This window comes from Luteimonas padinae (assembly GCF_014652935.1).
Lineage (GTDB): Bacteria > Pseudomonadota > Gammaproteobacteria > Xanthomonadales > Xanthomonadaceae > Luteimonas > Luteimonas padinae.
This window is the reverse complement of sequence record NZ_BMZT01000008.1, coordinates 62,310-80,126: the sequence shown is the minus strand read 5'-3', so window position 1 is coordinate 80,126 and position 17,817 is coordinate 62,310. Positions and strand designations below refer to the sequence as shown.

General features: G+C 59.9%; 17 protein-coding genes. 4 read left to right on the top strand and 13 right to left on the bottom strand.

The features are described from left to right. Positions 1–2: 2 nt before the first annotated feature. From IE168_RS10380 to IE168_RS10370, 3 genes are all read right to left on the bottom strand, one after another. A complete protein-coding gene (locus IE168_RS10380; protein ID WP_189497986.1) occupies positions 3–1,139 on the bottom strand; it encodes an ABC transporter permease in 1,137 nt (378 codons plus the stop codon). Positions 1,140–1,475: 336 nt separating this feature from the next. Continuing rightward, complete coding sequence (locus IE168_RS10375; protein WP_189497984.1) at positions 1,476–1,673, bottom strand: hypothetical protein; 198 nt, start codon at positions 1,671–1,673, stop codon at positions 1,476–1,478. A gap of 273 nt (positions 1,674–1,946) precedes the next feature. Beyond that, complete coding sequence (locus IE168_RS10370; RefSeq protein WP_189497982.1) at positions 1,947–2,732, bottom strand: hypothetical protein; 786 nt, start codon at positions 2,730–2,732, stop codon at positions 1,947–1,949. A gap of 559 nt (positions 2,733–3,291) precedes the next feature. On the opposite strand from IE168_RS10370, the gene IE168_RS10365 reads away from it, so the two are divergent. Together IE168_RS10365 and IE168_RS10360 are read left to right on the top strand one after the other, a co-directional pair. Continuing rightward, positions 3,292–3,840: an RNA polymerase sigma factor gene (locus IE168_RS10365; RefSeq protein WP_189497980.1), complete on the top strand. Its 549-nt coding sequence runs from the start codon at positions 3,292–3,294 to the stop codon at positions 3,838–3,840. Between the two features lie 4 nt (positions 3,841–3,844). Beyond that, on the top strand, positions 3,845–4,219 hold the full coding sequence (locus IE168_RS10360) for a DUF6768 family protein (RefSeq protein WP_189497978.1): 375 nt from the start codon (positions 3,845–3,847) through the stop codon (positions 4,217–4,219). 145 nt (positions 4,220–4,364) lie between these two features. On the opposite strand, the gene IE168_RS10355 is transcribed toward IE168_RS10360, so the two are convergent. The 5 genes from IE168_RS10355 to IE168_RS10335 form a co-directional block, all read right to left on the bottom strand. After that, positions 4,365–5,288, bottom strand: coding sequence for a hypothetical protein (locus tag IE168_RS10355; RefSeq protein ID WP_189497976.1), 924 nt, complete (start codon positions 5,286–5,288; stop codon positions 4,365–4,367). A gap of 4 nt (positions 5,289–5,292) precedes the next feature. Then, positions 5,293–5,940 carry a DUF2026 family protein gene (locus IE168_RS10350; RefSeq protein WP_189497974.1) on the bottom strand — a complete coding sequence of 216 codons (648 nt, stop codon included), beginning with the start codon at positions 5,938–5,940 and terminating at the stop codon, positions 5,293–5,295. A 304-nt stretch (positions 5,941–6,244) separates the two neighbouring features. Beyond that, positions 6,245–6,670, bottom strand: coding sequence for an H-NS histone family protein (locus IE168_RS10345; protein WP_189497972.1), 426 nt, complete (start codon positions 6,668–6,670; stop codon positions 6,245–6,247). Positions 6,671–6,709: 39 nt separating this feature from the next. Further along, positions 6,710–7,639 carry an SOS response-associated peptidase family protein gene (locus tag IE168_RS10340; protein WP_189497970.1) on the bottom strand — a complete coding sequence of 310 codons (930 nt, stop codon included), beginning with the start codon at positions 7,637–7,639 and terminating at the stop codon, positions 6,710–6,712. Positions 7,640–8,202: 563 nt separating this feature from the next. Continuing rightward, positions 8,203–8,439 carry a hypothetical protein gene (locus tag IE168_RS10335; protein ID WP_189497968.1) on the bottom strand — a complete coding sequence of 79 codons (237 nt, stop codon included), beginning with the start codon at positions 8,437–8,439 and terminating at the stop codon, positions 8,203–8,205. Positions 8,440–8,480: 41 nt separating this feature from the next. On the opposite strand from IE168_RS10335, the gene IE168_RS10330 reads away from it, so the two are divergent. Further along, entirely contained in the window at positions 8,481–8,729 is a 249-nt protein-coding gene (locus IE168_RS10330; RefSeq protein WP_189497966.1) for a hypothetical protein, read from the top strand. Continuing rightward, the gene (locus IE168_RS14845) at positions 8,699–9,097 is read left to right on the top strand and encodes a zinc-finger-containing protein (RefSeq protein ID WP_386659510.1); all 399 of its coding nucleotides are present in this window, start codon (positions 8,699–8,701) and stop codon (positions 9,095–9,097) included. The genes IE168_RS10330 and IE168_RS14845 overlap by 31 nt, the downstream gene beginning before the upstream one ends. A 288-nt stretch (positions 9,098–9,385) precedes the next feature. On the opposite strand, the gene IE168_RS10320 is transcribed toward IE168_RS14845, so the two are convergent. The 5 genes from IE168_RS10320 to IE168_RS10300 all read right to left on the bottom strand — a co-directional run bounded on the left by IE168_RS10320 (position 9,386) and on the right by IE168_RS10300 (position 17,781). Beyond that, positions 9,386–9,853, bottom strand: coding sequence for a hypothetical protein (locus IE168_RS10320; protein ID WP_189497962.1), 468 nt, complete (start codon positions 9,851–9,853; stop codon positions 9,386–9,388). Between the two features lie 117 nt (positions 9,854–9,970). Then, positions 9,971–10,669 carry a M48 family metallopeptidase gene (locus tag IE168_RS10315; RefSeq protein WP_189497960.1) on the bottom strand — a complete coding sequence of 233 codons (699 nt, stop codon included), beginning with the start codon at positions 10,667–10,669 and terminating at the stop codon, positions 9,971–9,973. Further along, positions 10,666–14,010, bottom strand: a complete 3,345-nt coding sequence (locus IE168_RS10310; protein ID WP_189497958.1) for a type I restriction endonuclease subunit R — start codon at positions 14,008–14,010, stop codon at positions 10,666–10,668. The genes IE168_RS10315 and IE168_RS10310 overlap by 4 nt, the downstream gene beginning before the upstream one ends. After that, a complete protein-coding gene (locus tag IE168_RS10305; protein ID WP_189497956.1) occupies positions 14,010–15,290 on the bottom strand; it encodes a restriction endonuclease subunit S in 1,281 nt (426 codons plus the stop codon). Before IE168_RS10305 ends, IE168_RS10310 begins: the two co-directional genes overlap by 1 nt. Beyond that, positions 15,283–17,781, bottom strand: coding sequence for a type I restriction-modification system subunit M (locus IE168_RS10300; RefSeq protein WP_189497954.1), 2,499 nt, complete (start codon positions 17,779–17,781; stop codon positions 15,283–15,285). Before IE168_RS10300 ends, IE168_RS10305 begins: the two co-directional genes overlap by 8 nt. Positions 17,782–17,817 lie beyond the last annotated feature (36 nt).

Below are 17,817 nucleotides of genomic sequence, written 5' to 3'. Positions count from 1 at the left end.
ACTCACAGCGCATGGCGATCGTGCGGCGAGACGCGTGCAATTGTGCGGGCTGGTAGCGCCGCAGACGCGATGACCAGGAAGAGCAGCCCCCCTCCCAACATGAAGTAGGAGTCGGCAGCGGTGCGAAGGCGCCCCAAATACAGGGAAACCTGAGGATCCAAGAAATGAATCAACGCCTGCCCCAATGCCGCGCCTAACACGGCGCTAGCCAGCGTGACCAGCGCAAGCTCCATCGCCAAGCCAAAGAATATCTGGGATCGCTGAAATCCCATGGCGAGCAGCGTTGCCATCGACGCTCTGCGCTCGGCTGCGGAATGCGCCCAAGTGCTTACAAAAACCAAAAGCGCACAGATGCTAACCGCCGCCATCACCAGCCAGAGCAATGCAGAGACATTTCCGAACCGGCTCAGCATGCTTTCAGCCTCAGCGGATTCACTGGCCTCAACCGGCTGCGTGTCAGTCGCGAACATCCGTTCGATTTCGTTCGCTAGCACAGACGGGTCAACGCCACTTTCGCCATAAACGCGCATCATCAGGACGCGATCTTGACTCTCCGGAGGAAGAAGGCGATTGACATAGGCATAGTGTGCAAAGCCGACGTGATCCGCACTCCCGCTCTCGCTCTGAGGCAGGATTCCGGCCACATGGATTTGTACGGGGCGCTGACTGAAAAGATCCAGCGGTTCGAGAGTCATGCCCTCCGCCCAGCCGCAGGTCTGCGCAAGTTGTGCACCCACAAGGATGTTGCTTTCACCACTCGCCCAAGCGTCCATAACGCCTGGTGCTACTGATTGACCAAGAGCCTGCGCGCGACCAGGGGGGATGGACCAGGCATTGAGCGTCGCCGCGGTCGATGGCGCATTGCAAAGGACGGGCAGGAAGTTCATGAACGCTACGTCGGCAACGCCATCCATGTGCCGAACTTGCTCGACGTATCGCATCGGCAGGCTCTGTCCGACCCGCTCAGCGGACACCGTGATTGCGTCGCGCTGCACACCTTTCGCATTGGAGAACTGCTGAGCAACGGTGTGTAAGATAATCCAGCTGACCACCGCGATGATGAGCGAGGCAACCAGGTAGATAATTCGAAACGGCTTCTCGCGCAGGCGCATCAGCGCCAATCCCAAGGCGATCCTCATGCGAACTGGCGACGTAAGCTGACACTAGGACGCATCGCCACGCTCAGTCGTCCCGGCGCGGTTTATCGAGCCGACCGTCCTTAGACGACCAATACGTAGTCTTACAAACCGGTGCATTCGCCCCAGCGCTCGGCCGGCAGTCCGCAGTGGCGTCTTGCATGAAGACAGTCTCAGGACCGTCTGTGGTTGCGCATCCGCCCATAATGGCGAGGGCTCCACAAGCAGCTACAAGTTTCAGTAATTTCATTTCGGAAACCATCCTCTCCCAAACACCGTTTCGTGATGCAAAGCGGCATGGTGGGGGGGCTTGGCGCTCGCCAAGCACCCCCACGCTTCTTACCAGACGATAACGATCTCACAGTAGACAACGCCGTCGGAACGGACGCCGCAGCGTACTTCGCGCCCCTGTGCTTCTGCGTCTGTCTGCGCATTTGTACCAGGCGCAGCTGCAGGAGCCTGAGCAAGCGCAGGGACCGAGATTGCCAGTGCACACGCAGCGAGCAGACCAGCCATACCGATCTTCATCTTCTTCATTTACGTCTTCCTTTTCTGAGAATGGATTCCACGCACTGATGCGAAGTGCATGAACCTGCTTCCTGCTTCCCGCGACGCATCTTGAGATTGCCGCTGGATGCGGTGATCAGTCCACCGCCGCATCAGGCATGTCCCTGATATCACATCGCCTGAGCAAACGGACCGTGAAGAAGCGATTGTGAGGGCCCCATCACAAGTGAAGGCAACGTGATTGCCAAAGTGTGATGGCCATTCTTTGCGTATGCACCACTGCACAAGATGTTCCACGCTCCACTAACGCCAGAAACATGTTGATTCCTCCATTCCGTAGCGCACCATGACGCGTTCAACCTCATCCTGCGACTGGGGGCCCATGTTGCTTGCAACGTGTGCGCCAGCATCGGCGAGCTTCTCGTCAGACAAGACCACGGCTGCAATCGAGTGCTTCTCAGGGCAAGCACGTGCCGCCACGCCTTCTGCATTGAGTCCGTCCATCGTCTCGAAGAAGTCGGCACTAATGCCTGCGCGCTTCAAAAACTGCGATTGACGCTCAAGCGATCGCCCTAGCTTTGCGCGTCCAGCATCACTTAGCTCTGCACTAAGAAGGCTCTGCGCGACTATCCCTCCGTGAAAGAGCACTACAGAGTCGGGCATGACGTAACGTTTTGAACCGGCTAGGAACAGGTAATTTGCGCATGACGACGCGCAAAAGTCGAAAACGTGAACAGCGGCGCCACGATTGAGAACCGCCTCTCCCATCTTCAAACCATTGTCGACCTCACCGCCGAGGGAACGCACGACAACCTGCGGCGAGTGGCCGTGCGGAATGCGATTGATATGATCAACGAACCGCTGCGCGATCTCGCGACTCATCCCACTCCCAAGGTCAGCGCATATGGTGCGCAGCCCAACGGCCTCGATCGCAGGCGGGTCAGACGATGTACGTTGCGCTAGCCAAGCGCTACAGCGCTCAACCTCAGTCAGGGCCGCTTGCTCACCTTCCTTGCTATGCGAGGCAGTGGCGACAGCCGTGATAAGCAGTAAGCCAAAAAGCGCAGCCGGCTGGTTGGGTTCACTCATGCGCTGACATTCCTCAATCCGATGGGTTCAGTGTATCGCGCTAGGTTGATTCACCGCGCGCCGGGAAGATCTCGCAGGCCACCGTGGCCGACGTGAAGCAGACCCTCACCGTCGAGTTCGTCCATAACGCGCTAGGGTTCCGGTCGCGGTCGGGCGCTCCACCTCGCGTTCAAGATCTTGCAGCACGTCCGCCCAGCAAGGACCCGTCAATCTTTGCCATCAAGCTCCCCTCCTGCGAAGATCTCAGCTCGCGCTATGCAGACTGCTCAACAACAGTGTCAAGTCATGCAATCGCCGGACGTCTAGGTAGTGACGTCAACCCAGAATCTGCCTCATCCGTATTGGTCGGACGCTGCTTTCCCTACCCTCGATAATGCTCCCTAATCACTTGCCGGGCCCCCTTTCGGCGAGAAGCGGACACACCTGGACCGGGACTTCGGTCCGTCTACAAAAGGCGGGCGATCAGACCTTGCCGGCTGCGCCGCCCCCACGCACTTTGAACCGATCCGCCGCTTCAGCGCACCTAAGATGCATTGAAGGATGGGGGCGACGGTGGGCAATGAATCGCGATAGTGAACGTATCTTCGACGAGTACCTGGTCACAGCCGCCCAGGCTGGCGACCGGGACGCGCTCGCCCGTCTCGTCGCCCGGTGGCAGCCCCGTCTCCTGCGTCATGCATGGCGCGTCATCGGTGACGCGGAGCGGGCACGGGACATGGCGCAGGAGGCTTGGGTCGAGATCCTTCGCAGCTTGGCTGGACTGGACGACCCGGCAGCTTTTCCGGCTTGGGCTTACCGGATCGTGACCCGCCGCTGCCAGCGCCTATTCCACCGATCGACTCGGGAGCCATTCGAGCCAGAAGAGGCTGGCGACGGCGTCGCAATCCAGACACCCGACCACCATTCGGCCGAGTTCGCTTTCGAGCTCTCGCGAGTCATGGAGGCGGTTGCAACGCTTCCGGCTGCCCAGCGCTCTGCACTCGCGCTCTTCTATACCGAGGACCTCAGCGTGGCGGAGATCGCCATTGCCCTCGACATACCGCCGGGAACGGTCAAGACCCGGCTCATGCACGCGCGGCGCAAGGTTCGCGCTCTACTGGAAGGATGAAGCCATGAACAAGCTTGATGAAATGATCGGACGGGCCCTGACCGAGGAAGACCGCGAACTGCTTGCCCGTCACGGCGAGCCCGGATACGTGGCGCAAGCATTTGGGATGTTCCGGGGGCCGATGGCATGGGCGCTGTGGGTCGCCTACGCCGCGGGTGCAGTCGCCTTTGTCATGGGTGCCTACGCATTCTGGCAAATGGTCACGACGACTGACGTAGTGGCGGCCGTGAAGTGGGGCGTGGGCGCGCTGCTTCTTTTCCAGATGACCACACTGACAAAGAGCTTCATGGGTAGCCACATGCAGGCCAACCGCATGCTGCGGGAACTCAAGCGCCTCGAGTTGCAGGTCGCGCTGCTGCGCGCCGAAAAGCGCGCCTGAGGCCGTCCTTTCTCAGCGAGGCTTGCCGGTGCCCGTCGCCCGCGCGCTTCAGGCACCCGTTCTAGTGCACCGCATGTCTGCTTCGGGTCGAAAGCGGCCTCAGGAGCGAGGCTAGCAATGCGTCGTGAATCTTTACGATCATGACTCAGTTGGGAAGGTCTCGAAGGAATGCCACAAACAAGCGATTGTCCGTACTGCTAGTGGCGAACCGCGTGAGTTGCTGAATGTTCCGTCGTTTCAGCAAGCGCCTTCCAGCGGTGATAATGCTGCGAAGCCGCTCGAGGTTCGCATCAAGCTCGCCGCCTGCCTTCGTCAGCTCCCGTAGCTGCTTATCCGACAGGCTCTCAATATCCGCTTCCTTAAGAGCTGTTAGGAACGGCTCGATGGTCCCGAGGACTTCCCGAAGTCCATTGCCAGGGGCAAGCGCGGGGAATCCATCTAGCTGACCGACGCGATCCTCTACAACAAATGGGACATTCCGGCGCAGATGCTCAAGACCCTTTACGTCCATTGCTGCAAATCGTTCTTCGCGCTCTTTCTTGGTCGCCGCCCGCTCAATAATAAGGGTGCCATCGCCGCGCCGGACCGCTTGGCGAACCGCGTTGACGATCGACGTCGGAAGAGCGGCTGAACTTCCAGTGAGCTGATTAACACGGGCGTTGATCCACGCCGCGCCATGCTGCCCATTTTTGATTGTGGCGACTTCTGCTGAGATGCCGGGAAGTCGATTCTTCAGCTCTCCCAGGAACTCGCGGCTCTGCTGCGCCCTAACAGCCGCAAGGAAGATGCGGCTCATATGTGTGAACTCAACGTTGAAGTGCTTCTTGCCGCAAATGCGCCCAATATTCGTAACTCTGCCGTCTGCCGCCGCAACAAGGAATCCGTTACCGTGAGGCTGGTGGCAAGTCGAAAGCCCACATGGGATGAGAGCATCGAACGTGTAGCTGCCGATAATCTCTTTGAGCTTCACTGTCTTGGGGTCGATGTCCGAAGTGAATCCAGGGACAGACTCGATGTCATCCCAAGACATGATGCGAACAAGACCCCGCTCACTGTTGAGTGTGATCATGCGTTTACCAAGCCCCCGAAATCCTGGGTGCTCTCAAAGTCAGCCTGTGCACTTCCCCGAGATCATTCAACAGGCTCATGTCATCCAGCTTCTTTGGGTACTTCTTGAACCAACGATCGACTGTTTTCAGAAGATCCACGCTTCCATCTCGATCAAGTAGTGAATCAACAAGTTCGTCAGTCAGCTCGATGCTGGGAATCGTGAAGTAGTCGCCAGGCACGTGTAGCTTGTCGATGGACTCCGCTTCCGTAGACAACGGGCGCTGAAACATTCTGCGTGGCACGCTGATGGAATAGCCCTTGCCACCAACGGACTCGCGGAAGATCGGTGCCATGAAGTCAATCACATAGGTTTCGGTCTGGACCCACATATGGAACCCATCACGATCAGACGCGACCATGCCATTTTCGTTCTTCGCAATGCTGATTACCGAAGGCGCCGGATCAGTGCACAGTAGGAAAGCGCCTGCTACAGCACGAGCTGGAATCTTATAGTGCTTGTTAAGGATCAGCGCCCCTGCGGTAGCAAAGAAGGTGCACGCGAAGGGTGTGTTTGCCCTTCCTTCAAGCACGGAATAGATGACTTCGTAGATGCGATTGTACTCAGGCAGCGTGAGCTGGAGCTTCGGTGAAGCCGCCTTGTCCTTTGCCATGTCGTCTTGTCCCCGGTCGTGCCGCCGCTGCGGCACCCCCTAAGTATTGTGGCCTACCTGGGCAGACTCAAGTCACCGCGAGAAGTGAACTGAGCTCAGCAATGCATTCCTGCGAAGGCACCTGCAGCGGGTACCATTCGCACTTGGTGCGGACCGATTGTGGTCGCGATTTCAACGCGGTTGGGGCTCGCGCGGCGGCATCACTGCGACGAACTGTCGCTTTAGGTCGGACGCTGCCATACCCTGCCCCCGATAGACATCCCAAGTTCACGCACTCTCTTGTTGCAACGCATTCGGGCATAAATCAACCCGAATGCGCTTCTGCTTTGTAGACGGTCCGCCGGCCGATCGATCTGACATTCTTCACAGTCGGCCGCGCGAGCCCGGGGATGAGGTAGTCCGCAATCCGCGCGCCGTGCCGTACCTTGTCGGCAAGCCAGCGCGGCACCCGCCCACGGCCCGACCAAGTGTTCCGCCTGTTCTCTGGATCCCGGTACTTTGGTGGAGCCTTCCGTTGCTTCTGCGTCCGGGTGCGCTTTGCAACTGCACGAGGAGCATGAGAGACGTCAAATACTTCAGAAATCGCATAGCCATAGGAATCGGCCAGCGCAATGAGTTCATTCCGGACTACAGAAGGCGGACGTCGACGAGATAAGAACGCTTTCCGCTTCTCCGCCGCGAGTAAAAGCGATTCAATCTCTGACAGGCTCAGATTCTCGATATTCGTCATGTACCAAACGTCGCGTCGGGAACGGCACCAAGGGGACGATTACGCCGCCTTTCGGTGTTCATAGTACGGGTGCCGCTTGTCATCGAAGATGGCCTGCATCGCCGTTAGGTCTCCGCTGGGGTTGAGCCAGGCATTGACGTGCTCGGGCCGGATGTTGATGATGGTGCGATCATGGCCTGCCGCGGCCACCTCGGGCTCAGGTTCGTCGGTGATGGCGGCAAACGACAGCAGGTCGGGCTGCTCGCCCTTCGGATCCGTCCACTTCGACCACAGGCAAGCAATGAGCATGGGCTCGTTGTCGCGCGGGGTGAAGGCCAGCACCTGGTTTTTTCCGTCCAGCTCCACATTCTCGTAGAACACGTCGGCCACCATAATGGCGTGCTGCTGGCCGAAGATATCCTTCCAGAACCCGTCGAGATTGTCCCGCCGGGCGTTGTAGGTGCCCGGGAACTTGGTGTCGTAGATCGCGGGCTTGCCGGCGGGCCGGCACTGGTAGCGCATGGGCTTGACCATCCGCTGCCCGTCTTCCATGACCATGACGGGTACGAAGTAGCCGGGGAAGATCCGCGAGTCGCTGGGCTTGGGCTCGGTGCGCTTGAGGGCATCCATCCGAGCCTGGATCCGGGCCATCTTGTCCGTGCCAATGCGTACGTCTTCTTGGGCTTTCTTGGTGACTTTTTCCAGCAGCTTGCGCTGCCCGTCGGCCACCCGCTTCTTCTGTTTGAACAACTCCTGGGACAGTTCCGTCATCTCGTCCGCATCCCAGGCCCGAATGAGCTCCGCGATTTCCTCAGGCCCGGACTGGAGGAAGTCGATTTCCATGGCCCGGGGCACCTTCGGGCGCTTGGCGTGGGGATCCTTGCCCAGATCCCGCCAAAACAGCTTCACGTAGTCCCGGATGGCCATCTTTGAGCCAGTCTGGCGCTGGAACTTGCGGAACCCGGCTAGAACCTGGGCGGAGTAGCACATGGCGGCGGCCTGAAGGGACCCGACTCCACCTTACTGCGCCCACGCCGAGGTGTCAGCGCCTCCGCCCCAGTCCCGGACTGCCTCCTTGGAGAAACGGACTGCCGCCACGGCGGCGCCCGTCGTCCGGCCCCAGAGCCCGTGCTACGCGTTGGGCGCGCGTCAATGGCTTCTTCTTTGGCTTTGCAGCCGGCTGGACGCCCGTGGCGGCGACACCCACTTGCTTGGCGCGAGCCTTCTTCGCCGTCTTGCGCAGCCTCTTCCCCAGCACACGCTTTGCCTTGGCAGCCTCACGTTCGGCGGCCTCCTCTGGTGTAAGGACTGGCCGCACCGTCGGCTTGGCATTGGCCTTGACCAAACGAACCTTTCGCGCGGGCCTGATTGCTGGAACTCCTTGCTCCGCCAGAGCACTCAGCCCCGCCTTGGCCTTATCTTCCCCACGCCGCTTCAGGTAGCGGTGTGCAGCCTTTTCTGCCTTCTTCCGGCTCCATCGCATCCGGGCCATTCCTTCTCGAACCAGGCCCTCGAATACCTCATCCATTCCGCCCCCCGCGGACAGCATTGCGTTACGACTCTTCGCCGCCAAGCTCCATGTAAGACATATAGCGTCCGTATTCAGCCAGCATCGCCTCCAGTCGCTTCCCAACCATCTGGGAATGCACACCCGCCTGGTCTTCAATGACGTCGGCCTCGCCGGCGAACGCCATCCAGAAGCCCCCGTCATCGGGATAGTCCTCGATGAGCTGAGGCATTCGGTTTTCGAGTTCGTCAAGTTGGGCCGTGAGCGCCTCGAGCGTGACCATAGGGTCCTCCAAAGCGATGGTTGCGGGTCTATAGTAGGCATATGGACGACGCTCTCAAGTCAGCGCTGCGCGCATTCCAGCTTGGCACCCGACATGAGCACTGGTATGGCAGGACCTACCGGGAGTTCTGGCGGTGGTTCTCTGCACAGGAGCAGGCCCTGCTGGCCCAGGCCTCATCCGAGGATGAAGAGGCGCTGCGTGACGAACTTCTGGAACTCACTGCTGACTGCGATGACGCCGGATATGCGGTGCCGCCTGAATGGTCGGATCAGCTGATTCAGCGCCCTTGAGCGTAGCGTGCCCCTATTGCCAGCGTCAGGCCTCGTTGCTGCGCTGGCAGGAGGCTGGTTATCCCTACCCTGCCGATTGGGGCCCGGCATGGAAGTGCGCATCCTGTGATGCCTACATTCGCTGCTATTACGGCACCGTGACCCCCTTGGGCATGTTGGCCGACGCCGACACGCGGCACTGGCGCCACTTGGCTCACCGGGCCTTGGACCCGTTATGGCAACGGGGACAGGAGTCCCGCTCGTCGGTGTATCGGTGGCTGGCGGAGGAACTAGGAGTGTCTGAAAGCGAGGCTCACATAGGCCGGATGGATCCCGACGGGTGCCGCAAAGTCATTGCTGCGGTGGCTGGGCGAAGGCGTAGAGGGTGATGACTTGGCCGTTCCTCAAGCAGTTCCGATAAGGCCTCTACGAGAACGCCCCCAGAATGAGGGCGCTGAAGGCTTATCGGCACAAGGGGAGAAGGCAATCTCCCGGCCCACCCGGGTGGGCAGTTAGCCTGAACCGCGGAAGCAGCATCTCCGATCAGTCAGGCTTTAGTGATCAGAGATTGCCCACGTCAGAGTAGGCTTTCTCCGGATTGATCGGTAAGAGCTTTCCAGAAGGCCACTCGCAACGCGATCCTTGCGCCCACATAGACCACATAGATGACGCGTCAGCTAGTCACGCCCGTCGTACCCGTTGTCAAAATAGACACTCGTGCCGCCGCCTGACCTCCGCCCATGGCGGACCCCATACTTGTATGTGTAGATGATGAGTCCAACAAATGCGATCACTCCTCCCATCGCCGAGCTGATCGCCATCGCATGCTCGCTGTAGTGCATGCCAGATAGCCAGAGGACCGGGAGTCCAAGTAGGAGCGTTGGAACACCGACGAAACCTCCCATGATGGCCAGCATGCCGACGTACTCAAACCTCGCGCCGTGTGTCGTTCCTCGCTTTGCCTCAGTGCTGTCCGACATCATCGCCAACAGCACAATGCCAATACCCCAGCCGAGCGCCGCCCCTTCCGCCATCTCACCTCGTTGAACGTAGGACAGGATGAGGGGGACAAGTACCGCCGTAGGCGCCACCAACAGCCATGCAGGCCGGGCCAGCATGAAGCCCACGGCCTTCCAACCTTTCACCCTCCCCACCTGCATCCTCCCATCTACTTCTGAAGAAAAACAACGCTCGTAACGACGTAAATCAAGCACTTAGACGACCCACCTGCTGGCGACCCATCGCATGCGGCGCACTTGTTGTCACAACCCCTCTACACAAACGCCCCGTTCCGCCAGCCATGCCTTGCGCTGGGCGTAATCAGGCATTGCACGTTCCAGTCTCAGCCAGAACTCCGGCGTGTGGTGAGGCTCGTGCAAGTGAGCCATCTCGTGGGCGGCCACGTACTCGACGATGCGCGACGGAAGGAGGATGGTTTTCCAGTGGAAGTACAGGCAATTACCCTTCCCGCAGGACCCCCAGCGATAGCCCAGGTCCTGGACCTTCACCGCAGACGGCTGCACCTCCATCCGGGCCTGCAATTCGTCGACAAACAGGCTCAGCTTTTCCCTTGCCCGTTCCGAGTACCAGCGCACAAAGTGATCTCGGCCGGAGTCGATCATGTCACGACGGAGCCGGAACCGGCCGCCTGAGAACCTCAGGGGAACATCCTGATCCTCAACCAGCTTGAGCCGATAGTTCCGACCCAGGTACAGGAAGCCCTCGCCGTCGACAAACTCCTTTCGCGGCACAGCCCGACGCATGAGTTCCTTTTCCGCTAGCTTGGTGTAAATCCAGAGCCGCTTCTCGGTGGCGAACTCGCGCAAGGCGGCCTCACCCATCCCCGAAGGGGCACTTAGCAACAGGCTGCCATCTCGCTCGACGGTGATCTGCAAGGTTCTACGACGCGAACTGTGGCGCACTTCAAAGCTCAGGTCGTCGATTTTCAGGGTCGTACTCATGCCTGCAGCAAACTTTCGTGATTCGCCCGTGCCTGTTGCAGCAGTTTGTCAGCCAGCGCTTCTGCACCAGGTGTATCCACGAGCGGCGGCCGCAGGCCCATCAGGTGTTCGAACACCGTGCCGTTAAGCGCCTCCTGGTCCGCGCGACGATGCGATTGCCAGATGCTGGGGTTGGCTTGGAGCTCCTGAACCAGCAGGTCGACCAGGTCCACAGTGGCATCCTTCAGCTGCATCAGCTGCTCCTGGGTCGGTTCCTTCTCACCGCAGACATCCGTCAGAAGCGTGCGCAGGAACGGCAGGTAGTGCGTGGGCAGCTCGGCCGGCGCTTGCTCTTCGCCCAAGGTGCCGGCGCGAATCTGGTCAATCAACGCCTGCAGCTGCTTCACCTGCTCATCCCAGTTGCCGTCCAAGGTCTTGAGCAGCTGCTCCAGATGCTGCGACAGCTTCCGGTATAGAACCGGGTCCTTGTCCTGATGCTTGCGGACATGGGACCGGATCGCGTGCTCCATCTCGGAGGCCTTGGCTCGCGTATTGGGCGCGCGAGCCACGTGACGATCGAAATCCGCATCGGACAGTTGGATCGGCGGAACCTTCGGGTCGATACCAAGCGAGATGACATGGTCGTCGATCAACTTGCGTACCTTGGCTCCTACGTCCTTGCCCAGCACCGGCGTGTCCTTGTAACGGTTGCGGGCGCGGGCGTGGATGTAGGCCAGCTTCTTGGCGTCCTTCGTGAACGGCAGCCCCTCCGGCCGCGGTAGCACCGTGTCCAGCAGGGACATGAACGCCTTCATCTTGACCGTGAACTCCGCACGCCGCTTCTCGTCGGCCAGCGCCAGCACGCACGCCTCGGTGTCCTCGATGGAATCAATGCCCTGCTGACGGAACACGTCGACCACCCGCAGGTGTCGGTCCTGAAGCACCCGGACCTGGTCTCTCAGGCTGCTCAGTGCGCCCTCGATATCCTCATCCGCATAGGCCTTCAGCGCCTCGCCCAAATGCCGGGCCACGCCGTAGTAGTCGACCACGATGCCGCAGGTCTTGCCATGGCCGGTACGATTGACGCGCGCGATGGCCTGCAGCAGCTCCGCCTCGCGGATAGGCCGATCCAAGTACATCACGCCCTCGATCGGCGCATCGAATCCGGTCAGCAGCATCGACTTCACGATCAGAAAGGCCAACGGATCGGCCTTGGCCTGATCGGGATGGTTCAGCGGTTTCTTGAACCGCTCGATCAGTGCCTCCTGCTTTCGGCCATCGGTCCAGGCTTTCCACGCCGGGTCATCATTGTTGCTACCGGAAATGATCGGCGCGAAGGCGATTCCCGCAAGCAGATCGCGATAACGCCAAGCCTGAACCGCGGCCTGCACCCTTGGTGGCCGCTGGCACAGCGCTTCGTCGTCCATCGCCTTGTCCTCTGGCGAAAGCGCATGCGCCTGGACCAGCAGGTCGTCACGCGCCGTCTTCAGCGCACTGTAATACCGGACCGCCGCCAGGCGGCTATAGGCCACCACCTGTGCCTTCAGACCATTGGGCAGGATGTTGGTCACGTAGTGACGCATGATGTCGCGCGCCTTCTCCTGGATCAGCCGGGGCGCGTCGAAGATGTGACCTCGGGTCGCGTACTTCTGCTTGATAGCTTCCAGCTCTTCCTTGCTGCGCTCGCGAAACAGATCCTCGAACAGTTCGTCGAGACTCGCGCCTTCCTTCACCGCGCCCTTCGCGGTCCGTCCCTCGTACAGGATCGGCACGATCGCGCCGTCCTCCTCGGCCTCCTTGATGGTGTAACGGTCGATGAACTCGCCGAAGATTTCGTGCGTGCGCTTCTTTTCGCCCATGATGATCGGCGTGCCAGTGAAGCCGATGCGCGCACAATTGGGCAGGCCTGCACGCAGGTTGGCATGAAGGTCGCCGGCCTGGGTACGGTGCGCCTCGTCGAACAGCACCAGGATGCTTTCGTCCTCATTCAGCACCTCGAACGGCCCATCTTTGGGTTTTGCAGCCGACTTGGAGGGTTCTTCACCGCCAGTTTCAGAGATGGCGGCCGTGGGCAGGTCCTCGGCCTTCAGAGGAGCATCGTTCTCAGTGTCGGGCTCGCGATACTTTTGAATAGTGGCGAACACCAGACCCGGTCCCTTGCGCCGAGCGAGCGCCTTAACGCCTTCGGTGCTGGCGGCGACCTCGACCATCTCTCCGGTCAGGCTGGCGGTAAGCGACAACTGCTTCTGCAGGTCTTTGCGGTCGGTGACTACAATCACCTTGAACTTCCGCAGCTGCGTGTCCGCACGCATCTTGCGCACCAGGAACACCATGGTCAGGGACTTTCCACTTCCTTGGGTATGCCAGACGATGCCGCCGCGCTCGTCGTGCTCACCATGCTGCGCTCGGGTCTTTCCGTTCTTGAGCCGGGTGATGGCCTTGTTGACCGCGCGGTACTGCTGGTACCGGCAGACGGTCTTGATGGTCTGGCCGCCGGCCTGCATGAACAGACTAAAGTTGTAGATCACGTCCAGCAGGTGCGCTGGCGTCAGCAGGCCAGCGATCAGGCGCTCCTGCTCGGACAACGTCTGCTTGCCCAACGCTTCGGCCACGGCCTGCTCGCTGCCACTGCCATCAGGCCCGACTACGGTCTTCCACTGCGCGTAGTGCTCGAAGGCGGCACCGATGCTACCGACGCGCGCTTCGTCAAAGCTGGTGGCGACCAGCAGCTGGTTGGTGGCGAACAGGGCTTCGTTGCCTTCGTTATCCTGCACTTCGAGGGCAGCCTTGCGCTGATTGCTGTAGCGGCGGAGTTGATCCACGGCCTCGGCAAGCGGCTCTTGGCAGGCGGGACTCTTGCACTCCACCACGACCAGCGGAATTCCGTTCACCAGCAGCACCAGATCTGGGACGATAAAGCCCTTGCCTGTGTCGTAGCCCGGCGGGCAGTCGACACGGAACTGGTTCACGACGGCGAAACGGTTATTGGCCGGATTTGCCCAGTCGATGTACTGGATGGTCTGCCCGCGACCGCCGTCCCAGCCAGGGAGGCCGTCCACGGTAATACCGCGAGTCAGTAGCTCGGTGGTCCTTTCATTCGCTTCGATGAGCGTACGCGCGCCGAACCGAGTGATGGCCGCGACAGCTTCACTCAGGCGTTCGTCGTCCAGCCAAAGCTGATCACTGTTGTCCAGGTTGATGGCGCGAAGTGATTCTCGCAAAGCGCCTTCCTGCACAACCTGCCGGAAGTCACTGCGACCAGTGGCGGCTGGGTTATCGAGATCGCCTTCGACGTGGGTCCAGCCAAGCAGCTTCAGCTGTTCAACAAAGGGCCTTTCGACGTAATCCAGTTCCCAGCCCATCAGAGGCGCCCCGTCGCTTGTTCCAATTTCGCCAGCAGCGGCGTGACACGGACGCGGCCGGTTAAGAGGTCATCCATGAGACCAGCTTTATGCAATTGACGCTTTGCAAGAGAGTCAACCTCAGAAGTAATCCGATTGCTCAGTTCTCGAAGTCGCTCCTCCATGAGTCGCTGCTCCTCGCGTGGGGGAACAGGAAGCCGAGTGGATCTTAGAGTTTCAGCTCGAATAGCAGCCATGGTTCCGCCCTGCTGATCTTTAGAAAAATGTTCAACTACCCAAGGTGAGTAGTTCACTTGCAGCATCGCCAAGTACGGCGAGTACGCATTCTGATCGAGAGAGAGCGACCAAGTGTGTTTTGATGAAAGAGCGTGACCGATGCCCTCCGGCACAAGACAACATCTCCCAACTGTTCCCATGATCGTGATCATCAGATCGTTCGGGCGAACGGCATAGCGCACCAGCTGCGTAAACTTTCTTTGCGTCACGAAACGTGTGTAGTTAGCAACGAATCGTTCGGTGTGAACGTTGTCGATTCCAAGAAGTGGAATCCCAGTTTCAACCAACTCCTGCTTTAGTAGCGCACTTCCGAAAGGGCCTGAACGCATAGCCGGATCAAAATCGCCGAGCAACTCTGCAATCTGCTTGGTATCCCACTCCCTAGGAAGCCAACCCAATGGCGACGGTTGGTAAAGCTGCGGTGCCTCGCATTGCGTCGGGCGCAGTTCACCATTTGCGTCGATACCGCGGGTCAGCAGGTCGTGCAGCAGGCCCCGTTTGACCAGCTTGAGCTTGGCGATGATGGCCTCGGTTTGCGCAATCGCGATGTCGAAGGTGTCGAGTACTTGTGCGATCTTGACCTGCTGGTCCAACTGCGGCCGGAAGAGAAGGGCAGTCTCCAGAATCTCGCGATCGACGTGGGGTATTCCCGTACCGTTCGTCTTGCCCTTAAGACGTCGCTCCGAGTGCTTCGCTACGTGTAGGAAGTACGCTGGAGAGAACGTCTGATCAGGCGTAATCCGGGCCATGGTCGAGGCAACGATGCCACGCTTGGCCTTGAAGAACTCACCTGCGTTCGATCCATCCCAGAGCAAAATGGTTTCGCCATCCTGAGCAAGAACGGAATCCGACGAAGGCTTGACCAGTTCCGCGCCTGCGTTGCCACGCAGATACTCGGGACTTAGGTATGGCAGTGCATCACAGCCCGAGTATCCGACCTCGCCTGCTGGCGGCCTGCCCTTCTGAACAGTTGCGTGATCCCCGAGTGCAACGAGATCAGACATACGCCAACCCCTTCAGGAATCCATGCAGCTTCTTCGCCGCGCCATCGCGCGTCTGCTCGATCTCTGTCAGTGTTACACGATACTTGTTCCACCAGGTCTCGAACGTCGCCACCACTAGCTTGCGTTGCGAAGTGACATAACGCTCTACGATTCCACGCATATCGTCATGCAGGATCCTTAACAACAACGTACCAGCGTCCTCCGCCGACAAGCCATCCACCTGTGCACCAAGCTCCGTGGTGAATGTTTCGCGCTTCGCCTTAAGCGCCTTCTTAACTGCGGCAAGATCCTTTTTCCACGCCTTCAACTGCTCCTCGCTGACGGGCTCTTCACCGTCTTCATCCCCCGAAGCCTCCGCGTCTTCGCCGTTTTCGTCTGGATCCTTAGGACTCGCTGCCTTGATCTGGGCATCCAGCTCTGCCTTCTTTCCTTCCAGCTCGGTGAGTTCGGCAACAAAGTCGCCCATCAGGAAGCGCACCAGCCTGTGCTCCAGCGGGTTCTCCTTGCTCGCCTTGTCCTCCAGTGCGGTGACGATACTGGTCCGCCAGGCATCGGCTACCCCGCGGCTTCCGCGCGCCATCAGAGTGAGAAGATCGTATCGGCTCTGGTTCCAGAACCCGGCCACGATGCCGCGCACCTGGAACGGGTCGAGCATGCCCACCTCCTCCAGCGACTGGCTGAAGCTGGTTAACAGATCGTTGCGCAGGTTGACGAGGCCGGTCGCATCCTCCGCTTTCCCGGCCAATGACACGATGCGTGGACTGTGTTGCGCCCACCAGCTCTCGAATGCGTCGCGAATTTCCTGTTCCTTGGCCAGCACGCCAGCGTTCCCATCGATGGCGAGCTTGAGGTCGTCGCGCCTCTGTAGTTCGGGTCGGAAATCAAAGTATTTCGCGTCGACTTCGATGAACATGTCGGTGGGATCGAGACCATGTGCCTGAAACAACGCTACCTTGGCCTCGGACTGCACTTCCGCCTTCGGCACTCCGCCGATCAGGTGCGCGCGCACATCGTGCGGTTCCGGCTCCGGTGCGTTGTCGGCATAGCGGCGGATATTGAGGTTGCAGCCGTTATCCAGCAGCGTGGTGTTGTCGACAATGGCGGAGAACCCAGGCACTCCCGCGAACTGGTCGAAGGTGCTGACGACCTTCTCGATGTGCTCCGGCAGTAGGAAGTTCTGCGCGCGCCCCTCGCAAAACTCGCGGTCGGCGTTGATGAAAAGCACCTTGCCCCGTCGCGCTTCGGGCTTGCCGCTGACCCGGTTGGCACCCTCCGCCACCTGCTGGCGCAGTACCAGGATACAGGCCGGGATGCCGGTACCGTAGAACAGGTTGGGCGCTACGCCAATCACCGCTTCCAGCAGGTCATCTTCAACGATGCTCCTTCGAATGGCCGCTTCCTCGCCACCGCGGAACAGAACGCCATGCGGCATCACCGTGGCGACCATGCCGCCGTCACGGGTGACCGCCAGCATGTGCTGCAGGAACATCAGGTCGGCCTTCTTGCTGCCAAGCTTGACCTGCCCATGGCGGAAGCGTTCCGGGAACCTCGGCGCCCACACCGGCTGACCGTCCGCGCCAGTGTCCGTGGTGCCCCAGTTAATCGAGAACGGTGGATTGCTGAGCACGCGGTCGAAGCGCTGCAACTCCCCATTTACAACGTGACGCGGAGTTTCCAGCGTATCGTCGTTCTCAAGCGATGCGTTCTCGATGCCGTGCAGCAGCATGTTCATCTTGGCGATAGACCAGACTGTACCGTTGAACTCCTGCCCGTACAGGTTTGCCTTGCGACCATCCTGGCCGTGTTCATCGATGTATTCCTTGGCCAGGATCAGCATGCCGCCTGAGCCGACGCAGGGGTCATAGATGTGGTGCTCCACCTGCGGCTTGAGCAGGCGCACCATCATCCGCACCACCGAGCGCGGAGTGTAGAACTCGCCGCCCTTCTTGCCGGCGGAGTCAGCGAACTCACCGATCAGATACTCGTAGGCCGCGCCGAGCAGATCGGGAAACTCGAAGTCCTCATTGCGCAACCGATACTTGCCGAAGTGCGTGATCAGTTGGCGCAGCTTTTGGTCGGGAATCTTGCTCTGGCCAACCTTGCGGGTAAAGTCGATGTGCTCGAGCACGTCGGCCAGGCTGACGTTGCCGGATTCGATGCCCGTCAGTGCCTTGTTGAGGAAGTCACCGACGTTCTGGTGGGCTTCATTGAGCAGGTAGGGGTAGCGCGACTGCGGCGGCACCCAGAACGAGCCGGCGCGCCGGTACCATCGGGGGTTCTCGGCCGATTCTCGCGCTTGCTGGTCGGATTCGCCTGCAGCCATGCGTTCCGCGACGACTTCTTCGCGGCGCTGGTCGAATACGTCCGAACAGCGCTTGAGGAACAGCATGCCGAAGATGTATTCCTTGAACTCACTGGCGTCCATCTTGCCGCGCAGGATGTCAGCGGCCTTGAAGAGGTGTCGTTCGAGCTGAGGCAGGGTAAGAGGCATGTCTTCTTTCTGTTCTCTAGTTGATGTCGTGCGGGC